Below are 20938 nucleotides of genomic sequence, written 5' to 3' on the forward strand. Positions count from 1 at the left end.
GAGCCATTAGCTCTTCGAAAAATCAGGCGACTTCGGCGGTTTCCAGCATGTCATCGGGTTCGCGCAGCACATAGCCGCGGCCCCAGACGGTTTCGATGTAATTTTCGCCTTCGCAGGCCATCGAAAGCTTCTTCCGAAGTTTGCAAATGAACACGTCGATGATCTTGAGTTCTGGCTCGTCCATCCCGCCGTAGAGGTGGTTGAGGAACATTTCCTTGGTCAGTGTGGTGCCCTTGCGCAGGCTGAGCAGTTCCAGCATCGCATATTCCTTGCCGGTCAGATGGACGCGGGCGCCATCGACTTCGACCGTCTTGGCATCGAGATTGACCGCGAGCTTGCCGGTGCGGATGACCGACTGGCTGTGGCCCTTCGAACGGCGCACCACGGCGTGGATGCGCGCGGTGAGTTCTTCGCGGTGGAACGGCTTGGTGACGTAATCGTCGGCGCCGAAGCCGAACGAGCGGACCTTTGAGTCCATCTCGTTGATGCCGGAGAGGATCAGCACCGGGGTCTGGACGCGGGCGACGCGGAGCTTCTTCAGCACGTCATAGCCGTGCATGTCGGGCAAGTTCAGGTCGAGCAGGATGATGTCGTAATCATACAGCTTGCCCAAATCGAGGCCTTCTTCGCCGAGATCGGTTTTATAGACGTTGAAGCCTTCAGTGGTCAGCATCAGCTCGATCGCCTTGGCGGTCGTCGGCTCGTCCTCGATCAGCAATACGCGCATCTGGGCTTTCCCCGTCATTTCGTCAGGCGTTCGCTGCCCCCTGTGGCGCGACTTGCCTGAACCAATCCATTAACCTCTTCAGTGATGAACGCAAAAGGTTAATTTCGCATTAAGCGGGCTCTATCCACGAGTCGCGCCCGTAATTTCCCTTATGCGCGGCGCGCGCAGAGCGTTTTCAGATGCTCGGTGAGATAGGCGATCAGCACTTCGACCCGCGCCGGGCGGAGCGTGCCGGGCGGCGTCATCAAGTGCAGCGCACCGCCATGCGGCATCCAGTCCGACAGGATCGGCACGAGCCGACCGCTGGCAATATCCGCGCCTGCGATGAAATCGGGAAGCATCGCGATACCAAGACCGGAGCGAAGCGCGGGCAGCATCGCCTCGCCGCTATTGGTGGCAAGCGGCCCCTGCAGCCGGACCGAGACTTCGGTCCCGTCTGGTCCGACGAAGCGCCACGGCGTCGTGATATTGGTATACGTAAAGCAGCGATGCTCGCCGAGCTGCCCTGGATGCGTGGGCGTGCCTACCCGCGCGAGATATTCCGGCGCCGCGACGAGGTGCACTTGCACGTCCGCAAGTTTGCGCGTGCGCAGCGACGAATCCGGCAGCGTCGCGATCCGCAAAGCGACATCGAAGCCCTCTGCAACGATATCGACGCGGGCATCGGAGAGATGCAGATCGATCTCGATGCCGGGATGCTCGGCCAGGAAATCGGCGATCACCGGCGCGATCGCGATCAGGCCGAGCGACATCGGGGCGGCGACGCGGACCAGGCCGGTCGGTGCCGATGCGGCGTCGAGGGCTGCCTCCTCCGCCGCATTGGCCTCGCCCAGGATCCGCGCGGCATGTTCGGCCAGCGCCTTACCATTCTCGGTGAGGCTCAGCCGCCGCGAGGTGCGATGGAAAAGCGACTGGCCGAGATGCTGCTCCAGCCGCGTGATCGCCTTCGATACGGTCGCCTTGGAAACCCCGATCGCCTCCGCCGCGCCGCTGAACGAGCGGTGTTCGACGACACAGGCGAAAATCGCCCAGGCTTCGAGATCGGGCAGGCGCATGAGAGTGTCCTCAGGACAAGAGTGCGCGCTGTCAATCGAAACCCGCACGCGATCGGTTGCTGACTCTTCCTTTGCCTCATAGAGGGCTCGCATGGCGCTGATCCGCATTCCTCCTCCAAATTCCGCAGACCGCGTTCGCCGCGCGGTTTGGCAGGTCGCGTGGGCGCTGCTGTACCGCACCACGCCCAACCCGTTGCACGGATGGCGGCGGTTCGTGTTGCGCTGTTTCGGCGCGACGATCGGGCCGGGCGCGCATCCTTATCCCTCGGCACGGATCTGGGCGCCGTGGAACCTGGTGATGGAGGCGGACTCGTGCCTCGCCAACGAATGCGATTGCTACAATGTCGCGCCGGTGATCCTGCGGCGCGGCTGTATCGTCAGCCAGAAGGCGTACCTCTGCACCGCGAGCCATGACGCGGCCGACCCCGGTTTCGCGCTCACCGGCGCGTCGATTGAGATCGGGTCATATGCGTGGGTGGCCGCGGCGGCGTTCGTAGGGCCAGGCGTCACGATGGCGGGCGGATCGATCGCAGCGGCCAAGGCGGTGGTCGTAAAGGATGTCGCCGCCGGGATGGTCGTCGCGGGTAATCCCGCACGCGAAGTGTCCGATCGCGGGCGGCCAATTCTCGGCTAATCTCGAAACGATCGGTTTCCGGCGTTTCCATTTACGGCGTGATCAAAACTCCTATCTTGGCGGCAACACTTCGCCTTTTGGGAGATCACCCATGATCGAGAAACGTTCGTTCGAAAGCCTGGGCCATGCCGATCACGGCTGGCTCAATGCCCGCCACCATTTTTCCTTCGCCGATTATTACGAGCCCGCCCGCATGGGCTGGGGCGCGATCCGGGTGTGGAACGATGACGAGATTGCCGCGAACAGCGGTTTTCCGCCGCATCCCCACCGCGACATGGAGATCGTGACCTACGTCCGCTCGGGCGCGATCACGCATCAGGATTCGCTCGGCAATCAGGGCCGTACCGGTGCGGGCGACGTGCAGGTGATGAGCGCCGGCACCGGCGTGCGCCACGCCGAATATAATTTGGAGCCCGAGAAAACGACGCTGTTCCAGATCTGGATCCAGCCGAGCCGTACGGGCGGCGCGCCGTCCTGGGGTGCAAAGCCGTTCCCCAAGGACGATCGCTCCGGCAAGTTCGTGACGCTCGCCAGTGGGTTTGCGGAAGACACCGATGCGTTGCCGATCCGCGCCGACGCGCGCGTGCTGGCCGCAATGGTGCGGGCTGGCGAGACGATCACGCACGATGTTGCGCCGGGTCGCCACGCTTATCTGGTCCCCGCGACCGGCCGCATCGAGATCGACGGCCAGACCTTCGAGGCGCGCGACGGTGCGGCGATGGATGGCGGGCAGACCGTCACGATCACTGCGCTGGAAGACGCCGAGCTGGTGCTGGTCGACAGCGAATAAACTCAATTCCCCTCCCGCTGGGCGGGAGGGGCGCCTTTAAGAAGAAGGAGACATCCAATGACCAAGGTTCTCGTGCTGTATTACTCGTCCTATGGCCATATCGAGCAGATGGCCGATGCAGTTGCGGAAGGTGCGCGTTCGGCTGGGGCGCAAGTCGATATCCGCCGCGTCGCCGAAACCGCGCCGCAGGCGGTGATCGATGCTGCCGGCTTCAAGACTGACACCGCGCATGAGGTTATCTCCGGCCCGGATGCGCTTGCCGATTACGACGCGATCATCGTCGGCGCGCCGACCCGCTTCGGCCGGATGCCCAGCCAGATGGCGTCGTTCTGGGATACGACCGGCGGCCTTTGGTTCACCGGCAAGCTGATCGGCAAGGTCGGCGGTGCGTTCACCTCGACCGCGAGCCAGCATGGCGGGCAGGAGACCACGCTGTTCTCGATCATCACCAACCTGCTGCACCACGGCATGACGATTGTCGGCCTCGATTACGGCTTTAAGGGCCAGATGGGCGTCGACAAGGTTCGTGGCGGATCGCCCTACGGCGCGACGACGTTGTCGGATGGTGACGGCAGCCGTCAGCCCGATGCCGATGAACTGGCCGGTGCCTTCTATCAGGGGAAGCGCATTGCCGAAACGGCGGCCAAGCTGACCGCGTAAACTATGGCTCCCGCGGTGCTGCCGTGCCCAGAACGGGCGGCGGCAGTACCGTTGGCGGGCGCGTGGCGGGCGGCTGCAGTGTCGGGACGACGGGCGGCGGCGTCAGCCACGCATCGGACACATCGGCCACGCGCGGATTGCCCGGGAAGCTGGAGCGTGCGCGCGAAAAGGTGAGGCGGGCGCGGGCAGCGCCCAACGCGTTGACCGTCGTGCCGACCCAGCGCCAATGCCACGGCTCCCATGTCACGCCCTGCGCATTGCCAGCAGGGAAGGAAAGTTCGAAGCCGTAATCCGGCGCGTGCGCCAACAGCCATCGTCCCGCCGGGGTCGTGGCGATGCAGGCGTCGACATCTCCGCAACCGGGCGACGGGCGAACCCCGAAATCAATCGCATAGCCGGTCGCATGTTCGCTATAGCCCGGTGGCCCGACGAAGCGCGCGCGCGCGACCGGATCGCGGCAGACGCCCGTCTTCGCGCCGCGACAGAAGACCGCGCGTTGATGCGCGATCGTTCGGAAACAGGAAACACCGCGCAAGGTTTTACCGACCCCGGGCGCGGCTGCGGCGGCGGCGAGCATCCGCGTCAGATCGGGCGCGGCATCGCGATGGATGAGGCAGGGCAAGCCGATCGAAAAGCCCGGCGGGGCCAGCAGCAGATCGGACCGAGCCGCCTCGGCATAAGGCAAATGTCCGAACATGCGTCCATCGGGCATGGGCGCGGGCAAGTCGTCTGCGGACGCAGGCGGGGTCGCAAGGAGCAGCGCTGCGCAGCCCGATGCGATTTGGATCGCCCATTTTCGGTTTGCGCTCACGGGTAACGGCTCTGGCATGGCGGCGGTTATGGTGGCAAGGGTCGCCGATGCTCGCAAATCATGTTCTTTTCCTCGACGGCGAAGCGCTCGTCATCGACAAGCCCGCCGGGCTCCCGGTCGACCGTCCGCGCGACGGCTCGATCAGCCTCGAAAACCACCTCGACGGACTGACCTTCGGGTTCAAACGCTGGCCGGTGCCGGTGCATCGGCTCGACCGCGATACGTCGGGGTGCCTTTTGCTGTCGCGTAATCCCAAGGCGCACGCCCGGCTCCATCAGGCGTTCGAACAGGGGCTGGTGCGCAAGCGCTATCTGGCGGTGCTGGAAGGCGTGGTCGAGGGGGAGAGCGGGCTGATCGATCTCGCGCTTTCCAAGGTCAGCACCGAGGAGACCGGCTGGCGGATGGTTGGCGATCCGAAGGGCAAGCCGTCGCGCACCGCGTGGCGCGTGCTCGAAATCAAGGACGGGCGCAGCTTCGTCGAATTCATTCCCGAAACCGGGCGGACGCACCAGATCCGCGTGCACGCGGCCGAAGCGCTCGGCGCGCCGGTTTTCGGTGATCCGGTGTACGGGAGCGGCGACAAGGGCGCGGAATCGCTGCTCCACGCCGCCGAACTGACGATCCCGCGCCAGGGCAAAGAACCGATCGTGGCGAAGGCGCCACTACCCGCGCGTTTCGCGGCGGCGGGGTTTACGGAGGGGTGAGCCGATTTGGCGGTAAAGCCTACAGATCAACGCAGGTCGCCGTTGCGCCCGTTCGTGGCTCCCACAACTCTAGCGCCGGACGCCTTGTTTCCGTTACAGGCACAACGCTGGCCTTCGATCGCATCGAGAATAAGCATCAAAACGTGCTCACTGAAACCATCATCGCGGCACATTCTGTCGCGACCGAGACATCACGCCTGCGTAAAATCCGATCGACGCCGCATGTCATCACCGAAAGCGCGAAGGGGACAGCCAAGCCGAATCTCCCGACGGAGCCTACGCTCAGCGCATCGTCCAACTATGGCCCGCCCTGATCTCGGCGGAGGACGACGACGCGGCTCTGCCGTCGCTTAGTCGGTCACGCGTCCCCTGAGCGACTTAACCGCAGACCGCTTCAGCTTGCCCTCGACTCGTTTCGCCTTGGCCGCCTTGCTCGGCTTGGTCGGGCGGCGGCGTTTGGGGACGATGGTTGCTTCGCGGATCAGGTCGATCAGGCGTTCGCGCACCTCTTGCCGGTTGAGCAGTTGCGAGCGCGCGCCTTCGCTGCGCAGCACCAGCACGCCGTCGCGCGTCATTCGGGATCCCGCCAGCACTGCGAGCCGGTTCTTCACCGCCAGCGGGAGCGACGGCGAATTGCCGACGTCGAAACGCAGCAGCACCGCACTGTCCGTCGTGTTGACATGCTGCCCTCCGGGGCCGCCGGCGCGCGTGAAGCTTTCCTCCAGCTCGTCGCTGTCGATGCTGATCGTGCGGGTGACGGGGATGGCGGCCATTGCTTGGCCTTAAATCAAGTCAGCGGCTTTCGCGAGCGGGGCGGAGCGGATAAGGCAAAGCCATGTACGACTTCACGATCGACCAGAGCAGCAAGGCGGAACTGTACCGCGACCTCCACGCCGCGCTCGACGCGCTGACCGATGGCGAGGGCGATGCCATCGCCAACATGGCCAACGCGGGAGCGCTGATCTGGCAACATCTGCCCGATCTCAACTGGGCGGGGTTCTACCGCAATGTCGGCGGCGAGCTCGTCGTCGGCCCGTTCCTGGGCAAGCCCGCGTGCATCCGCATCGCGTTCGGCGACGGAGTGTGTGGTGCTGCGGCGGCGACGCTGGAGACGCAGCGGGTGGAGGACGTTCATGCCTTCCCCGGTCACATCGCGTGTGATGCCGCGAGCCGTTCCGAGCTCGTCGTGCCGATCGTGCATGACGGGCGGCTGATCGGTGTGCTCGATCTCGACAGCCCCATCCCTGCGCGCTTCGATGCGGAGGATGCCGCCGGGTGCGAGGCGCTGGCTGCGCTGCTGGCGCCACGTCTGGCGGGCTGATCCGTTTCGGGACACACGTTAACCTAGAGTGAAACGGGGCAAAATGGTAACGCAGACGTTAATGATCTGACGGCGTGCAGCACCGCGCACCGTCGCGGCGGGAGTGTTTACCATGCGAACCCTAGCTCTTTCGGTCCTGACGATGGTTACCGTTTTCGGCGCCAGCGCGGCCGATGCGCAGCAACTCGGCGGCCAGATGCCGGGTGCGTCCTATCCGGTTCCGGGCCGAGTCCCGATGATGCAGCAGCCCGGCGGCAACGTGCCGATCGTCCTGCCGCCGCCGCCGCAGGTCAACACGATGCCGCGCCCCAATCCGGGCCAGATAAACCCGCAGCGCCCGCCGCAGGGCCAGTGGAATGGTCAGCGTCCGCCGCAAGGTCAGTGGAACGGTAACGGCCAGTGGAACGGTAACGGCCAGTGGAACGGGCCGCGCCCCAACCCGGGGCAGGTAAATCCGGGCCAGCCGAATGGCGGCAGCTACAACTACAGCTACAATGGCGGCGGATCGCGCTGGGGCGGAAGCTATAACGGCCGCTGGTCGGGCGGGTGGAACGCGCCGGGCGGCTGGAACGCCTATCGCCGCCCGACACGCGGCTATCGCCTGCCGACCTACTGGATTTCGCCCAATTTCTTCATCAGCGATTTTGGCGGGTACGGCCTCTATGCCCCACCGCAGGGCTATGGCTGGCAGCGTTACTATGACGACGCCGTGCTGGTCGACAGCCGCGGTCGGGTGCGCGACATGGTCTATGGCCTCGATTGGGACGGCGGCTACGGATATGCCGGCGGATATGCCCAGGGCGGCTATTCCTCGGTCGATTACGGCTACGCGCAAGGCGCGCAGGGCTACAGCTATCAGACGCTGCCGCCGGTCGTGCAGAATGGCGGCGTGACGACCTACTCGACCTCCAACGGCTATAGCGCCGGCGGTTACTACAGCGGCGGCTATTACGTGCCGGGCGCATCGACGACAGTCGTGACGATCATGGGCACGCCGAGCGTGACCACGACGACGACGGAATATGTCGAGACCGTCCGCACGCGCTACGTCGCGCCGCGCAAGGTCTATCGCGCGAAGAAAGTGTATCGCCCGCGCTGCGTCTGCCGCCGTCCGGTGGTGGTCGAAAAGCCGGTTATGGGGAGCTGATCGGGGGCGACTCCTCAACCTCCGTTGGTGCTGAGCCTGTCGAAGCACTGCACTTCTTCCGTACGCGGCGAAGGCAGGACAGCCCTTCGACAAGCTCAGGGTGAACGGAGGAGGGGACCGATAGCCGTCAGTTTCCGCGCGGTTCCGGCCCCGCGAAGGTCACTACGCTCTCCGATCCATCCGCCGCCACCGCGCCGACGCCGACGAAGTGATCGTCCACGCTGATGTCCTTCAGTACCGTGCTGGTCGAGCTGGCCGGCACATCGATCGACTTCTGCCAGTCCGCGACGTCGGTGCGCCGCCAGTGCACGCGGTACTTGGTAGCGCCCTCGACCGGCTTCCACTTCACCGTCGTATCGAAGCTCAAGGCACCCGCAATCGTCACCCCGTCCGGCGCGGCGGGGGCCGCGGCCAGGCGGCGGATCGTCGCGATGTTGATCGCGGTCACCTTCGCCAGATACGGAAAGTCCATCTTGTCGACCGTGTCGCCATATTGGATGCCGTTCTCGACGCGCAGATCCTGATGCTGCTGCGTCCAATTCTCCGCGCCGACCGAGAAGCGTACTGCCGGGTAGCCTAATTTCAGGAACGGCTCGTGGTCCCCGCCGCGCCCGAAGCGATCGGGCCGTCGATCGACGAACACGTCGAGCCCGCCGGGGATCGTCCCCGCTACGCCGTCGATCGCCTTGGCGAGCGCGCGGCTCGGGCCGTCATCCTCGCCGCCATTGCCGCGCCGCGCGATCTGCGCGGGCAGATCCTCCGCCCCGCGAATGCCTTCCGAAAAGACGCGGACGCGGTCGGCAACGCGCACGCCGTTCTGGCCCATCGTATTGCCGACGATATCGTTGTTGAGCATGGCCGATACGGTCCAGCCGCGCTGTTTCGCGGTTTCGGCGAGTAGCGTGCCGCCGAACAGCCCCTGCTCCTCGCCCGAGAAGATCGCGTAGACGATCGTCGCGCGGAACTTCTCCTTCGACAGGATGCGGGCGGCTTCGAGCACCAGCGCGACGCCCGAGCCGTCGTCATTCGCGCCGGGGGCATCGCTGGTCGCGTCCATGATGTCGGTCACGCGGCTGTCGATATGCGCGCCGACGATGATCACGCGCTTTGGGTCCAGCCCCTGTTGGAAGCCGAGCACGTCGACCACATTGACCCCGTTCGGCGCGCGCGCATTGGTGAAGGTGCGCGCGATATTGGCGACGGTGATGCAGCCGTCGCACGCATCGGCGATTCGGGTCAGCTCGCCTGCGACCCAGCCCCGCGCCGCCCCGATCCCGCGCGTCGGGTGATCGGGCGAGGAGAGGGTGTGGCGCGTGCCGAAGCTGACGAGCTTCTCGACGGTGGCCTTCAGGCGAGCGGGGTCGGGCGCGGGTTTGGGTGCGTCCTTGGCGAAGGCGGGGGTGGTGAGGAGGGCGAGCGCCGCGACGGCGGTGGGGAGGGTGCGCATCGAGGCATGGTGGCGGGGAAGGGGCGGGGGTTCAAGGGGTTCGATGGTACCGCCTTCCGTCAGACAATCCTCCCCCGCCAGGGGGAGGTGGCACGCAAAGCGTGACGGAGGGGGAGGTAAGCGACACGCTTGCAAGGGCGCGCAAATGGCAAATGCAGCGGGTAGCAAGAGATGGCTTTGGCAACCGCCCCGAGAAGACACATTGAGAGTTAGTCGCCAACCTCCCCCTCCGTCGCCTTCGGCGCCACCTCCCCCTGGCGGGGGAGGATTGTCGAGGTCTGCGATTGCGCCGCCTTGCGTCACCCCGGCGTTGAGCCGGGGCCGATCGGGCCAGGAGCGCACCGCCTCATAGTCGCACCGTGCACCGTATCTGCATGGAAAAACAACAAACCACCCACTGGCATCCAGTGCTGATCGAACGTTAATATTAGCTGGTGAAGTTGAAGCGCAAATTCATTCTCCGGCTTGCAGTGGCGAGCACGCTATTGTGGCTCGGCTCACTCGCGTTGCCCGCCCAGCTTCGAATATGTCCCGACGAAGCAAATGCCAGCCCAGGGTGGTCTCTGTTATTACTCGGGTGGTTGGGCCCGCTAACTGTTGATGAGGTGCGTGGTAGCTTCGTCGACACATTGCTGTTGACCGTCAGATGTTTCGCTTGGTTTGCCAATCCGATATGGTTTTTCGGAGTATATCGGATGTCGGAGGGAGAGCGACCTTCGCGATTTTGGTCATCAATTGGAGCAGTGCTTGCGGCGTCAGGATTGCAAAGCAATTTTGAGTATGTGGGTGATGAACACGGTACCTGCGGTCCGGTCATTGCTCAGATCGGAGCGTACCTATGGGTCTTTGCGGTCAGCATCCCGTTATTTGCCGCGATATCCAAACGAGCGGATGCCTCACTTGCGGCGGTTGATTAGCGGTTAGGTGACGACAGTTATCCCCCCCTCAACTCAACCGATCGATCGCCTCGCGATCTAAACTCCCCGGCACGATCATCAGCGGGATCGGCAAGCACCCCGCATCTGTCCCCGCAAAATGCGTCACCAAAGGCCCCGGCGCGCCGCTCGCCGCTGCCGCCAGCACGAGGGCTGCGATATCGGGATTGCCGGCGATCATGTCGCGGATCACCTTGGGGCCTTCGCCCTGTTTCACGGTGATGGTCGGTTTCAGCCCCGATTCCTGGATCAGCGTGCCCGCCGCCCCCGTCACCAGTCCCTCGGCATGGAGCCGCGCTTCTTCCTCGATCGTCGCCTGCACGCCGCCGAACGCGGTGAATTCGGTGGGCGGCACCAGCGCGAGGATTTCGACGCCACCGCCGGTCTTAACCGCGCGGCGTGCGGCGAAGCGCAGGGCGATGCCGCTTTCGGGCGTCTCGTCGACGACCACCAGATAGATGCGCATTGGGTCTCCCCTCCGTGGAGATTATCGTGGCCATCGTGCGGCCAAGCAGCCGTGAGCGCAAGTCGCGGTCTTGACCCGCGCGGCGCTGAGTACGAGAGACGGCTCACGGATTCGGTCAGATAAGGACGTGTTGATGCCGGTCGAGATCAAGATGCCAGCGCTTTCCCCTACGATGGAAGAGGGCACGCTGGCGAAATGGCTGGTGAAAGAAGGCGATACGGTCAAATCCGGCGACCTGATGGCCGAGATCGAGACCGACAAGGCAACGATGGAATTCGAAGCGGTCGACGAAGGCGTGATCGGTAAGATCCTGGTCGCCGAGGGCACCGACAACGTGAAGGTCGGGACGGTCATCGCGACTTTGTTGGCGGAGGGGGAAAGCGCCGACGCGACCACCACTCCAGTGCCCGCTGCTGCTGCATCGGAGCCGAAGCCGTCGCCAGAAGACCCCAACAGGACCGGCCGCGAGGCCGCGCCAGTGTCGCGCGACGAAACGCAGGCCGAGGACCACGGCAATCCGAATGTTGCGCCGGCTCCTGCTGCACCGAGTGCTCCAGCGGCCGCGCCGCGCGCCGAGGGTGAGCGGATCAAGGCCAGCCCGCTCGCGCGGCGGTTGGCGGCGGAGAAGAGCATTGATCTCGCGACCTTGACCGGCTCCGGGCCGAACGGGCGGATCGTGAAGGCCGATCTGGAAGGTGTAAAGGCAGGGGCGGCTCCTGCGGCACCTGTTGCTGCGCCGATCGAAAGCGCGGCGCCCGCACCGGCTGCCGCGCCCAAGCCCGCGGTCATCCCCGATATCCCGCATGAGGCGGCCAAGCTCAGCAACGTGCGCAAGACGATCGCGCGCCGCCTGACCGAATCCAAGCAGACCGTCCCGCACATCTATCTGACGGTCGACATCCGGCTCGATGCGCTGCTCAAGCTGCGCGGCGAGCTGAACGCCGGTCTTGCCGCGCGGGGCGTCAAGCTCTCGGTCAACGATCTGATCATCAAGGCGCTCGCGGTTAGCCTGATCCAGGTGCCCAAGTGCAACGTGATGTTCACGCCTGACCAGCTGATCAGCTTCAGTCGCGCCGATATTTCGGTCGCGGTGTCGACGCCGAGCGGCCTGATCACGCCGATTATCACGGGTGCAGACAGCAAGGGCGTCGCCGCAATCTCGACCGAGATGAAGGATCTCGCCACCCGCGCCCGCGATAACAAGTTGAAGCCCGAGGAATATCAGGGCGGCACCGCGAGCCTCAGCAACATGGGCATGTACGGCATCAAGCAGTTCGAAGCGGTGATCAACCCGCCGCAGGGCATGATCATGGCGATCGGTGCGGGCGAGAAGCGGCCCTACATCATCGACGATGCGCTCGGCGTAGCGACGGTGATGTCGGCAACCGGCAGCTTCGATCACCGCGCGATCGACGGCGCGGATGGGGCCGAGCTGATGCAGGCGTTCAAGGCGTTGGTCGAATCGCCTCTGGCGATGCTGGCTTGACATGTTCGGGCGGCGCACCCTCGTCGAGTTGCTGCATCTGCTGATCGGCGTCGCCGGGGCCGCGGTGCTGGCGTACGGCGCGGTGTGGTCGCTGCCGCACGCCAGCGAGACGATCTGGATGGTCACCTACGGCGTGATGGCGGTGGTGGTCGCGATGAGCATCGCGCCACTCCGGGCCGCAGCGAAGGCGGATCGTCGCTCGACCGATGGTTGATGTGCCAGACGTAGCACCCGCGATCCGCGCGACCGCGATGGCGTGCGATGCCAATCCGTACGGCAAGATTTTCGTCGGCTGGCTGATGGGGCAGATGGCGCTGGCCGCCGGATCGGTCGCGTCCCGACATTGCGGTGGGCGCGCCCCGGTCGTCGCCGCTGACGGTTTCAGCTTCACCGCACCGGTTGAGATCGGCGACGAAGTGTCGTTCTACGCCGAAATCGTCGGCACCGGGCGCACGTCGATGACGGTTGCGGTGGCGGTGTGGCGGCGCGACCGGCACGGCGAGGGCAGCGCGCTCGCCGCCGATGGCCGATTCACTCTGGTTTCGATGGGCGCGGACGATCGTCCCCGCCCATTGCAGGACATGGTATAAAGGAACTCCCCAGTGGCCGACGCATTCGACCTCGTCATCCTCGGTTCGGGCCCCGGCGGCTATGTCGCCGCGATCCGGGCCGCACAGCTTGGGCTCAAGACCGCGATCGTCGAGCGCGAGCGGCTGGGCGGTATCTGCCTCAACTGGGGCTGTATCCCGACTAAGGCCCTGCTGCGCACGTCGGAAATCTATCATTACATGCAGCATGCCGCCGATTACGGCCTCAGCGCCGACAATGTCGGATTCGACCTGACCAAGGTGGTCGAGCGCAGCCGCAAGGTGGCGGGCCAGCTCAACGCGGGCGTCAAGGGCCTGATGAAGAAGAATAAGGTGACGGTGTTCGAGGGCGTCGGCACGATCACCGCGGCGGGCAAGGTGACGGTCAAGCAAGGCGACAAGACCACCGATCTCGAAGCGAAGAACATCATCATCGCGACGGGTGCCCGCGCACGCGACTTGCCCTTTGCGAAGGCCGACGGCGCGCGCATCTGGACCTACCGCCACGCGATGGTGCCGACCGAGATGCCGACCAAGCTGCTGGTCATCGGATCGGGCGCAATCGGTGTGGAGTTCGCCAGCTTCTACAATGACATGGGCGCGGATGTTACGATCGTCGAGATGCTCCCGCGCATCCTGCCGGTGGAAGATGAAGAGGTCAGCGCGTTCATGGACAAGGCGCTGACCAAGCAGGGCATCAAACTGCGCACCGCCACCGGGCTGGAGACGCTCGATGCCACCGCGAAGGGCGTGACCGCGAAGATCAAGGGCAAGGATGGCACCGTCACCACGGAGGAATTCAGCCATGCGATCGTCGCGATCGGCATCGTGCCCAATACCGAGAATATCGGGCTGGAGGCGCTGGGCGTCGAAACCGACCGCGGCCATATCAAGACTGACGGCTATGGCGCGACCAACGTGCCCGGCATCTGGGCGATCGGCGACGTGACCGGCGCACCGTGGCTGGCGCACAAGGCGAGCCATGAGGGCGTCATCGCGGTCGAGAAGATCGCCGACGGCCACCCGCATGCGATGGACAAGGGCAACATTCCCGGCTGCACCTATTCGCGCCCGCAAGTCGCCAGCGTCGGCCTGACCGAGGCCAAGGCGAAGGAAGCCGGATACGAACTGAAGGTCGGCAAATTCCCCTTCATTGGCAATGGCAAGGCGATCGCGCTGGGCGAGGCCGAGGGTTTTGTGAAGACCGTGTTCGACGCGAAGACCGGCGAACTGCTCGGCGCGCACATGGTCGGCGCGGAGGTGACCGAGCTGATCCAGGGCTATGTCGTCGCGCGCCAGTTGGAGACAACCGAGGCCGAGCTGATGGAAACCGTCTTCGCGCATCCGACGCTCAGCGAAATGATGCATGAAAGCGTGCTGGGCGCGTACGGACGCGCGCTGCATATCTGATCGGCCGCACGGCCAGCCAAAGGGGACGGACTCGCATGTTGAAGATGTTGGGGGCCGCCGTCGCGGTCGCACTTGCCGCACCCGCGCTGGCCGAGCCCGTAGCGCCGCAGACCGTCGTGGTGACGGCGGACAAGATGGTCGACGTGCTGACCGGAAAGACGGTCGATTACCCCGCGGTGTTCATCACCAACGGGCGCATCACCAGCGTCGCCGACGCGCGCACGGTGCGGTGGACCGACAAGGTCAAGCATATCGACCTGGCGGGCAAGACGATCCTGCCCGGCCTGATCGACATGCACGTGCATTTGACCAGCCTGGCCGAGATCGGCGGCTATCGCGACCTCCAATATACCGACAGCTTCTGGAGCGCGGTTGGCGTTGGCAATGCCGCCAAGACGCTGAAGGCGGGTTTCACCTCGGTCCGCAACGTCGGCTCGTCGGAGTTTCAGGACGTTGGTTTGCGCCAGGCGATTGACGGCGGCTGGGTGATGGGCCCGCGCATTACCACTGCCACCTATGCGATTGGCGCGACCGGCGGGCATTGCGATGACAACAAGCTGCCGCCGAGCCTCGATCGTACAACGCCCGCGACCGTCAACTCGGTTGACGAAGCGCGGGCGCGGGTTCGCTGGCTCCACAAATATGGCGCGCAGGTTATCAAGATCTGCGCGACCGGCGGTGTGTTCTCGCTGGGGGACAGCGTCGGCGGGCAGCAGCTCAGCACCGAGGAAATGAAGGCGATCGCCGACGAAGCGCATATGCTCCACATGAAAGTGGCGGCCCACGCGCATGGCGACGAGGGCATCCGGGCCGCCGTCTTGGCGGGCATCGACACGATCGAACATGCCAGCCTCGCCTCGGACGAGACGATCAAGCTCGCCGCGCAGCGCGGCACCTGGTTCGACATGGATATCTATAACGACGATTATATCCTGGCGACGGGCACCGCCAACGGCACCGAGCAGGAGAGCCTCGACAAGGAAAAGGAGATCGGCCTGAAGCAGCGCCAGACGTTCCAGCGCGCCGTGAAGGGCGGGGTGCGGATGCTGTTCGGCACCGACGCGGGCGTCTATCCGCACGGCGACAATGCGCGGCAATTCGCCAAGATGGTCGAATGGGGCATGACCCCGCTCGGCGCGATCCGCGCGGCGACCTCGGATGCTGCGGTGGCGCTGGGCAAGAGCAACGATGTCGGGGCGATCGCGGTCGGGCGTTACGGCGACATCGTCGCAGTGGATGGCGATCCGCTGACGGACGTCCGCGTGCTCGAACATCCTGCCGCCGTCATCAAGGGCGGGGTCCGGGTTGAGTAATCCCGGCGGTCGCTGCTCGGGCGACCGAGCGGAGGGGCACATCTTCGCGCACCCCCTGCTCAGCGGAACGATATACGAAAGCGTACTCCGAGCGTATGGACGGGCTGCATATCTGATTGGCGCTTAACCCGAAATTAGGTGCCGCCTGCGTAACGATCTGTTCACGCAGGCGGGGAGTGCCGAGCATGGAATCGATTCTGTATTCGCGCTCGAAGCTGGCGTTAATGGCGCTCGCGATCCTTGGGGTCGCTGCGGTGTTCATGATGATTTTTCTCGATCCCGAGATGCGCGTGCGCGGCGCGGCAGGGTTGATCACCAATGGCTGGGCCGGCCACTTCATCTTCGTGCCGCTGGTCGAGCTGGGACTGCTGCTCGTCGCGTGGCGGATCGGCTATGTCGCAACGGGGTCGCTCGAGGCGATCGTGGTCGATCGGGACGGCGTTCGCGTGACGACGCTGTTCAGCTCGGCCGAGATTCCGTGGAGCGACTTGATCCTGCCGCGGCTGATCGTGCGGCGGACGCGCTACGGCAAGCGATACCATATTTGTTTCGATCGCCGATCGGGCCGGTCGCTGCGCGTGTCGGCGGCGCTAACGACGCTCGGCGGTGTCGATGCCTATCAGGCGACGATCGATGCGATCGGCCAGTTGCAATATGCCGCGTCGCAAAAAGGCGCCACCGTCGCCGCGCCCGTGGCGCCAGTTGCCGGTCCGGCACCGGTCGTGCGCGGTTTCGGGCGCAAGGGCGCTCGGCTGAATTCAGGCGGCGGCGCTGTCCGTAATTTCCACGGGTTCGTCGCTGCGCGGCAGGGCGATCGGCACGGGGCGGGCGACCGCATCGCCGCTGACATACTTTAAACAGCCATCGACCGCCGCGCCGGTTTCGATCGAGATTGATTCATATTCGACATCACCGGTGATCCGCGCCGCGCGTTCGACGGTGAGCTGACGCACCGACACCGATCCCTCGATCGATCCGGCGATACGCGCGGTTTCGGCATGGACCGCACCGCGGATGCGGCTTTCGCTGCCCTGGACGAGGTTGCCGCAATGCACGTCGCCCTCGACACAGCCGTCGATGTGGAGATCGGCGGTGGCCGACAGGTTCCCGGTAATCACCACGTCCGGCCCGATGACCGAGAACATCCCGCGCTTGCCGCCCGACGATGCCGTTGCCGCAGCGCCCGCGTCACGCCCGCCACGCGCGTTGTTGAACATCGCCATTACGACAGCTCCCCGCATCCCCAATTCGGCCGTATCGGTAGCATATCGGGCGCAGGCGCAGCAGCGCGTTTCGTCAGGCCGTGCGCGGCATCAGGGGATTATCGTTGGCGGCGGGTTTGAGCACCGCCCGCGCCTGCAGCAGCGTCGCGATCAGCAACGCGATGGCGGCGAGCGGCGGAGCACCGGGTTGGGGAAGCAAGGCGAGCGCACTGCCGCCCAGGACAAGCCCAGCGATGCGCCAGCGCGCCGGGTCGGCCCCATTTGTCAGCGCCAACGTCACCGCGATGACATCCGCGATCATCAGCGCCGTCGCATCGGTCGCCGGCATCACCGCCGTCATGGCGAGCGCACACAGCAGGATCGCGTCCGCCATCATGTGCGGGTACAGCCGCCGCGCCGAGAACCAGGCGGTGTACGCCCCGGCGGCCCCCACGCTTACGACCAATGCCAAGCCGATCAGCGGGACTTCGCCCATCCCCGGCATCGCTTGCAGCAACACCCACAGGTTCGGCGCACCACCCGACAGCGGCAGATCGAGCAGGAAGGGCGGCATCGAGAGATCGCCGACAAACCCACGCGCGAGAAGGATCGCGGCGGCAGCGAGCCCGGCCAGCGCAACCCAAAGAGGTGTAGCATGACGCTGGATCGCAAGGGCGGCGATGAACGGCCCGATCAGCAGCGCTTGCGGGTCGAACCCCAGCGCTACGCCGTACCACAGCAGCATCGACCGCAACTCGCCCCGCACGCCGCTACGCAGCGCGACCAGGCCCGCCAAGGGCCACGCCAGCGCCCCGCCGAGCACCAACCCGAGCGGTACCAGCGCCAGCGCCAGCGCATCGCGCCGCAGCGGTCGCATCAGGGGTTGGCGGGCGATCATCGCGCCACCCTGCACTTGGCCGGGTTGCCGCCGCGTTAAGGTTGCTTGCGCCGCGCCGCTGTGGTCAAATCTTGTCCAAGATAAAAACAGGAGGTGAGGATGGCGACATCGGCGATGGATCAGCCGACCATGCCCGGCACGATTCCCGCGCCCAAGGGCCTGCCCGTGGTCGGCCACCTCCACCAGATCGCGCGCGGCGGGCTGGTCGGGCATTTGCTCAATGTCAGCCGCGATTTTCCGGACGGCATCTTCAAGCTGAAATTCGGCAGCCGCGTCGCCTTGTTCGTCACCGACCCCGATCTGGTCGAGCAATTGTGCGACGAAACGCGCTTCCGCAAGATGCCGGGGCCGGGCCTGCGTGTGGTGCGCAAGTTTGCGGGCGACGGCCTGTTCACCGCGTTCAGCGAGGAGCCCAATTGGGGCAAGGCGCACCGCATCCTGCTCCCCGCGTTCAGCCAGCGCGCGATGAAGGGCTATTTCGAGATGATGCTCGAAGTGGCGGACCAGCTCATCGCCAAATGGACGCGGCTGTCGGGCACCGACGTGCATGTCGCGGACGACATGACGCGCTTTACGCTCGATTCGATCGCGGTCGCGGGCTTCGGCCATCGCTTCTCCAGCTTCGAACGCGAGGAGCTAGATAGTTTCCTGGAGGCGCTGGGTCGGGCGCTCGGCGAATCGCTCAACATGATCACTCGGATGCCGTTGCAGCAGCGCTTCGCCAAAAAAGCAGGCAAGCAGTTCGAGGCCGACATTGCCGAGATGAATGCTCTCGTCGATGGCATCATCACCGAACGCCGCGCCAACCCCAATGACGGGAAGGACCTGCTCAACTTGATGCTCTCGGCGGTCGATCCGGAGACGGGGGATGGGCTCGACGATCTCAACATCCGCTATCAGGTGCTGACCTTCCTGATCGCCGGCCATGAGACGACTTCGGGCCTGCTGACCTTTGCGCAGCACTATTTGCTGCGGAATCCGCACATCCTCGCGCAGGCGTATGGCGAGGTCGATCGCGTCCTGCCCGGCAACAAGCGTCCCGATTATGCCGATGTCGCGCAGCTCGACGTGATCGAGCGCATCCTGAAGGAGGCACTGCGGCTGTGGCCGACTGCGCCGGTGTTCAGCCTCGCACCGTATGAGGATACACTCGCCGGTGGAACGTGGATGATGCGAAAAGACCGTCCGATCAACGTCTTCTCGCCCGGTCTTCATCGCAATCCGAAGGTGTGGGACAATCCGGAGGAGTTCGATATCGACCGCTGGCTGCCCGATGCCGAGGCGGCGCGCCACCCACACGCCTACAAACCGTTCGGCAACGGAATGCGCGCGTGCATCGGTCGGCAATTCGCCACGGTCGAGGCGAAGCTCGCACTCGCGATGATCCTGCAGAAATTCGCGATAAGCGATCCGCACGGTTACCGGCTGCGGATCAAGGAAACGCTGTCGATCAAGCCTGACGAGTTCACGATGCGCATCCGGCTGCGTGGTGAGCATGAGCGGATGCGCTTCGAAAGTGCCGCGCCGGTGATTGAGGAGGCGCCGGTGGCGACGGTGTCCGGCACCGGGCAGCGCTTCACCGTGCTGTACGGATCGAGCCTCGGCACCGCGCGCGATATTGCGGAGGAAATCGCCGAACGCGCCAATCTCGACGGGTTCGAAACCGCGGTCAGGTCAATGGATGAGGCGCTGACCGGCGGTTACATGCCCGAGGACAAGGTGCTGGTATTCGTCACCGCCACCTATAACGGGCGCGCACCGGACAGCGCGCTGGCGGTCGAGCGCGCGCTCGATGCGGATGTGTTCAAGGATTTTGACTGGAGCGGGGCGCGCTTCGCGGTGCTCGGCATCGGCAATTCGCAATGGCCGAATTACCAGCATTTTCCCAAGCGGATCGACGAGGCGCTGAGCGCGACCGGGGCGTTCCGCTTGCTCCCGCGCGCCGAGGCCGATGGCCTGGGCGATTTCGACGGGGCGGTGGCGCAGTTCGTGCGCGATCTGTGGAAATCGCTGGGCAGCGTTGCCGAGCCGAGCGTCACGAAATCGACGCTGTCGTTGCAAGTGGTCGATAGCGCCGAGATCCGCGCCCAGGCGCTGCCCGAACATGCCCAGCAACTTGAAATCGTCGCCAATGACGAGATGGTTCGGCCCGCCGACGGCCTTTGGGACTTCGCGATCGAGCCGCCGCGCCCCTCGACCCGTCTCATCCGCATCCGCTTGCCCGAGGGCCAGCGCTATCACACCGGCGACCATATCGCGATCTATGCGCGTAACCGCCCCGAATTGGCGACGCGCGCGATCGAACGGCTGGGCGTGGCGGGCGCGACACAAGTGCGGATCGACGGGCAGGGCGGGCGCTTCCACCATCTGCCATTGGGCGCGACGGTGACGGTGCGGCAGTTGCTCACCGACTTCGTGGAACTGGCCGATACGCTGCCCAAACGCGCGCTCTCGGTGGTGGCGGCGCAGACGCGCTGCCCGGACACCAAGAGCAAGCTGGCGGCTCTTGAGGCCGACTACGATACGGCCGTCGCTGGCAAGCGGCTGTCGCTGCTCGATCTGCTCGACCACTATCCCGCCGCCGAACTGTCGCTTGACAGTCTGGTCGAACTCTCGCCCGCGATCGCGCCGCGCTTCTATTCGATCGCGTCGAGTCCGCTCGATGACCCGCACGTCGCCGATCTGATCGTCGGGACGATGGCCGCACCCGCCTGGTCGGGGCTGGGCGAGCATCGCGGTTTCGCCAGCAGTTATATGCAGGACGTCAAGCCGGGGGATCAGGTGTTCGGCTATATCCGCCGCCCCAACCCGCCGTTTGCGCCGCCCGCTGATCCGGGCGTGCCGATGATCCTGATCGGCCCCGGCACGGGCTTCGCGCCGCTGCGCGGCTTCCTCGCCGAACGCGCGGCGCAAGCGACGGCGGGGGAAGAGGTCGCGAAGAGCTTGCTGTTCTTCGGCTGCCGCCACCCCGATCACGACTGGTTCTGTCGCGAAGAGGTCGAGGCTTGGGAGGCAGCGGGGATCGTCGACCCGTATCTCGCCTTCTCCGCCGTGCCGAGCCACCCGTGGAAGTTCGTGCAGGACGCGCTGTGGGCCGAACAGGAGCGCGTCTGGGCGGCGATTCAGGCGGGCGCGCACATCTTCCTGTGCGGCGACGGCAAGTTCATGGCCCCTGCCGTCCGCGAGACCCTGATCCGCATCCAGATGCAGCAGGTGGGGGATGAACACGCGCAAGGCTCCAACTGGCTCAACGCGATGATCGAGGACGGGCGTTTCCATCAAGATGTGTTCGGGTTCGGGAAGTAAGCGGGCCGCCCCCTTACTTCCCGCCCGCTTGGTCTCGCT

Annotated in this window: 21 protein-coding genes; 13 read left to right on the forward strand and 8 right to left on the reverse strand. The window is 65.2% G+C overall.

Annotation, left to right across the window (positions count from 1 at the left end):
• Window positions 1-22: 22 nt before the first annotated feature.
• Window positions 23-727: a response regulator transcription factor CtrA gene (gene ctrA / locus AB5I39_RS15010; protein WP_404368563.1), complete on the reverse strand. Its 705-nt coding sequence runs from the start codon at window positions 725-727 to the stop codon at window positions 23-25.
• 149 nt (window positions 728-876) lie between these two features.
• Window positions 877-1782 carry a LysR family transcriptional regulator gene (locus AB5I39_RS15015; RefSeq protein ID WP_404368566.1) on the reverse strand — a complete coding sequence of 302 codons (906 nt, stop codon included), beginning with the start codon at window positions 1780-1782 and terminating at the stop codon, window positions 877-879.
• 91 nt (window positions 1783-1873) lie between these two features.
• Between AB5I39_RS15015 and AB5I39_RS15020 the strand changes: the two genes are divergently transcribed.
• From AB5I39_RS15020 to wrbA, 3 genes are all read left to right on the forward strand, one after another.
• Window positions 1874-2416 carry a putative colanic acid biosynthesis acetyltransferase gene (locus tag AB5I39_RS15020; protein WP_404368569.1) on the forward strand — a complete coding sequence of 181 codons (543 nt, stop codon included), beginning with the start codon at window positions 1874-1876 and terminating at the stop codon, window positions 2414-2416.
• Window positions 2417-2507: 91 nt separating this feature from the next.
• Window positions 2508-3206, forward strand: a complete 699-nt coding sequence (locus AB5I39_RS15025) for a pirin family protein (protein WP_404368572.1) — start codon at window positions 2508-2510, stop codon at window positions 3204-3206.
• 57 nt (window positions 3207-3263) lie between these two features.
• Window positions 3264-3866, forward strand: coding sequence for an NAD(P)H:quinone oxidoreductase (gene wrbA / locus AB5I39_RS15030; protein WP_404368575.1), 603 nt, complete (start codon window positions 3264-3266; stop codon window positions 3864-3866).
• 1 nt (window position 3867) lies between these two features.
• Here wrbA and AB5I39_RS15035 read toward each other — a convergent pair whose 3' ends face one another.
• Window positions 3868-4677 carry a M15 family metallopeptidase gene (locus AB5I39_RS15035; protein ID WP_404368578.1) on the reverse strand — a complete coding sequence of 270 codons (810 nt, stop codon included), beginning with the start codon at window positions 4675-4677 and terminating at the stop codon, window positions 3868-3870.
• Between the two features lie 47 nt (window positions 4678-4724).
• Here AB5I39_RS15035 and AB5I39_RS15040 point away from each other — a divergent pair, with 47 nt between their 5' ends.
• A complete protein-coding gene (locus AB5I39_RS15040) occupies window positions 4725-5381 on the forward strand; it encodes an RluA family pseudouridine synthase (RefSeq protein WP_404368581.1) in 657 nt (218 codons plus the stop codon).
• A gap of 350 nt (window positions 5382-5731) precedes the next feature.
• Here the strand turns inward: AB5I39_RS15040 and arfB are convergent, their stop codons facing one another.
• On the reverse strand, window positions 5732-6154 hold the full coding sequence (arfB, locus tag AB5I39_RS15045) for an alternative ribosome rescue aminoacyl-tRNA hydrolase ArfB (protein WP_404368583.1): 423 nt from the start codon (window positions 6152-6154) through the stop codon (window positions 5732-5734).
• A 62-nt stretch (window positions 6155-6216) separates the two neighbouring features.
• On the opposite strand from arfB, the gene AB5I39_RS15050 reads away from it, so the two are divergent.
• Both AB5I39_RS15050 and AB5I39_RS15055 read left to right on the forward strand, forming a co-directional pair.
• The gene (locus AB5I39_RS15050) at window positions 6217-6702 is read left to right on the forward strand and encodes a GAF domain-containing protein (protein WP_404368586.1); all 486 of its coding nucleotides are present in this window, start codon (window positions 6217-6219) and stop codon (window positions 6700-6702) included.
• A gap of 142 nt (window positions 6703-6844) precedes the next feature.
• On the forward strand, window positions 6845-7849 hold the full coding sequence (locus AB5I39_RS15055; RefSeq protein ID WP_404368589.1) for an RcnB family protein: 1005 nt from the start codon (window positions 6845-6847) through the stop codon (window positions 7847-7849).
• Between the two features lie 127 nt (window positions 7850-7976).
• On the opposite strand, the gene AB5I39_RS15060 is transcribed toward AB5I39_RS15055, so the two are convergent.
• Window positions 7977-9296, reverse strand: a complete 1320-nt coding sequence (locus AB5I39_RS15060; RefSeq protein WP_404368591.1) for a M28 family metallopeptidase — start codon at window positions 9294-9296, stop codon at window positions 7977-7979.
• A gap of 945 nt (window positions 9297-10241) precedes the next feature.
• The gene (locus AB5I39_RS15065) at window positions 10242-10697 is read right to left on the reverse strand and encodes a universal stress protein (RefSeq protein WP_404368594.1); all 456 of its coding nucleotides are present in this window, start codon (window positions 10695-10697) and stop codon (window positions 10242-10244) included.
• 133 nt (window positions 10698-10830) lie between these two features.
• On the opposite strand from AB5I39_RS15065, the gene AB5I39_RS15070 reads away from it, so the two are divergent.
• From AB5I39_RS15070 to AB5I39_RS15095, 6 genes are all read left to right on the forward strand, one after another.
• The gene (locus AB5I39_RS15070) at window positions 10831-12183 is read left to right on the forward strand and encodes a pyruvate dehydrogenase complex dihydrolipoamide acetyltransferase (RefSeq protein ID WP_404368596.1); all 1353 of its coding nucleotides are present in this window, start codon (window positions 10831-10833) and stop codon (window positions 12181-12183) included.
• Window position 12184: 1 nt separating this feature from the next.
• The gene (locus AB5I39_RS15075; RefSeq protein ID WP_404368598.1) at window positions 12185-12397 is read left to right on the forward strand and encodes a hypothetical protein; all 213 of its coding nucleotides are present in this window, start codon (window positions 12185-12187) and stop codon (window positions 12395-12397) included.
• A complete protein-coding gene (locus AB5I39_RS15080) occupies window positions 12390-12773 on the forward strand; it encodes an acyl-CoA thioesterase (RefSeq protein WP_404368601.1) in 384 nt (127 codons plus the stop codon). The genes AB5I39_RS15075 and AB5I39_RS15080 overlap by 8 nt, the downstream gene beginning before the upstream one ends.
• 12 nt (window positions 12774-12785) lie before the next feature.
• Complete coding sequence (gene lpdA / locus AB5I39_RS15085) at window positions 12786-14180, forward strand: dihydrolipoyl dehydrogenase (RefSeq protein WP_404368603.1); 1395 nt, start codon at window positions 12786-12788, stop codon at window positions 14178-14180.
• Window positions 14181-14215: 35 nt separating this feature from the next.
• On the forward strand, window positions 14216-15493 hold the full coding sequence (locus AB5I39_RS15090) for an amidohydrolase family protein (RefSeq protein WP_404368606.1): 1278 nt from the start codon (window positions 14216-14218) through the stop codon (window positions 15491-15493).
• Window positions 15494-15678: 185 nt separating this feature from the next.
• Window positions 15679-16350 (forward strand): hypothetical protein, encoded by a 672-nt coding sequence (locus AB5I39_RS15095; RefSeq protein WP_404368609.1) that lies wholly within the window; start codon window positions 15679-15681, stop codon window positions 16348-16350.
• On the opposite strand, the gene AB5I39_RS15100 is transcribed toward AB5I39_RS15095, so the two are convergent.
• Together AB5I39_RS15100 and AB5I39_RS15105 are read right to left on the reverse strand one after the other, a co-directional pair.
• A complete protein-coding gene (locus AB5I39_RS15100; RefSeq protein WP_404368612.1) occupies window positions 16252-16716 on the reverse strand; it encodes a polymer-forming cytoskeletal protein in 465 nt (154 codons plus the stop codon). The genes AB5I39_RS15095 and AB5I39_RS15100 overlap by 99 nt on opposite strands.
• 73 nt (window positions 16717-16789) lie before the next feature.
• Window positions 16790-17572: a hypothetical protein gene (locus AB5I39_RS15105; protein ID WP_404368615.1), complete on the reverse strand. Its 783-nt coding sequence runs from the start codon at window positions 17570-17572 to the stop codon at window positions 16790-16792.
• Between the two features lie 120 nt (window positions 17573-17692).
• Here AB5I39_RS15105 and AB5I39_RS15110 point away from each other — a divergent pair, with 120 nt between their 5' ends.
• Window positions 17693-20899, forward strand: coding sequence for a bifunctional cytochrome P450/NADPH--P450 reductase (locus AB5I39_RS15110; protein WP_404368618.1), 3207 nt, complete (start codon window positions 17693-17695; stop codon window positions 20897-20899).
• The last annotated feature ends 39 nt before the right edge of the window (window positions 20900-20938 follow it).

The sequence above is a fragment of the Sphingomonas sp. MMS24-J45 genome (genome assembly GCF_044881195.1).
GTDB lineage: Bacteria > Pseudomonadota > Alphaproteobacteria > Sphingomonadales > Sphingomonadaceae > Sphingomonas.

What these genes read in the sequence shown, in the direction of transcription:
- ctrA (WP_404368563.1), bottom strand. Translation starts at nt 727, where the DNA reads ATGCGCGTATTGCTGATCGAGGACGAGCCGACGACCGCCAAGGCGATC.
- AB5I39_RS15015 (WP_404368566.1), bottom strand. Translation starts at nt 1,782, where the DNA reads ATGCGCCTGCCCGATCTCGAAGCCTGGGCGATTTTCGCCTGTGTCGTC.
- AB5I39_RS15020 (WP_404368569.1), top strand. Translation starts at nt 1,874, where the DNA reads ATGGCGCTGATCCGCATTCCTCCTCCAAATTCCGCAGACCGCGTTCGC.
- AB5I39_RS15025 (WP_404368572.1), top strand. Translation starts at nt 2,508, where the DNA reads ATGATCGAGAAACGTTCGTTCGAAAGCCTGGGCCATGCCGATCACGGC.
- wrbA (WP_404368575.1), top strand. Translation starts at nt 3,264, where the DNA reads ATGACCAAGGTTCTCGTGCTGTATTACTCGTCCTATGGCCATATCGAG.
- AB5I39_RS15040 (WP_404368581.1), top strand. Translation starts at nt 4,725, where the DNA reads ATGCTCGCAAATCATGTTCTTTTCCTCGACGGCGAAGCGCTCGTCATC.
- arfB (WP_404368583.1), bottom strand. Translation starts at nt 6,154, where the DNA reads ATGGCCGCCATCCCCGTCACCCGCACGATCAGCATCGACAGCGACGAG.
- AB5I39_RS15050 (WP_404368586.1), top strand. Translation starts at nt 6,217, where the DNA reads ATGTACGACTTCACGATCGACCAGAGCAGCAAGGCGGAACTGTACCGC.
- AB5I39_RS15055 (WP_404368589.1), top strand. Translation starts at nt 6,845, where the DNA reads ATGGTTACCGTTTTCGGCGCCAGCGCGGCCGATGCGCAGCAACTCGGC.
- AB5I39_RS15060 (WP_404368591.1), bottom strand. Translation starts at nt 9,296, where the DNA reads ATGCGCACCCTCCCCACCGCCGTCGCGGCGCTCGCCCTCCTCACCACC.
- AB5I39_RS15065 (WP_404368594.1), bottom strand. Translation starts at nt 10,697, where the DNA reads ATGCGCATCTATCTGGTGGTCGTCGACGAGACGCCCGAAAGCGGCATC.
- AB5I39_RS15070 (WP_404368596.1), top strand. Translation starts at nt 10,831, where the DNA reads ATGCCGGTCGAGATCAAGATGCCAGCGCTTTCCCCTACGATGGAAGAG.
- AB5I39_RS15075 (WP_404368598.1), top strand. Translation starts at nt 12,185, where the DNA reads ATGTTCGGGCGGCGCACCCTCGTCGAGTTGCTGCATCTGCTGATCGGC.
- AB5I39_RS15080 (WP_404368601.1), top strand. Translation starts at nt 12,390, where the DNA reads ATGGTTGATGTGCCAGACGTAGCACCCGCGATCCGCGCGACCGCGATG.
- AB5I39_RS15090 (WP_404368606.1), top strand. Translation starts at nt 14,216, where the DNA reads ATGTTGAAGATGTTGGGGGCCGCCGTCGCGGTCGCACTTGCCGCACCC.
- AB5I39_RS15095 (WP_404368609.1), top strand. Translation starts at nt 15,679, where the DNA reads ATGGAATCGATTCTGTATTCGCGCTCGAAGCTGGCGTTAATGGCGCTC.
- AB5I39_RS15100 (WP_404368612.1), bottom strand. Translation starts at nt 16,716, where the DNA reads ATGGCGATGTTCAACAACGCGCGTGGCGGGCGTGACGCGGGCGCTGCG.
- AB5I39_RS15105 (WP_404368615.1), bottom strand. Translation starts at nt 17,572, where the DNA reads ATGCGACCGCTGCGGCGCGATGCGCTGGCGCTGGCGCTGGTACCGCTC.
- AB5I39_RS15110 (WP_404368618.1), top strand. Translation starts at nt 17,693, where the DNA reads ATGGCGACATCGGCGATGGATCAGCCGACCATGCCCGGCACGATTCCC.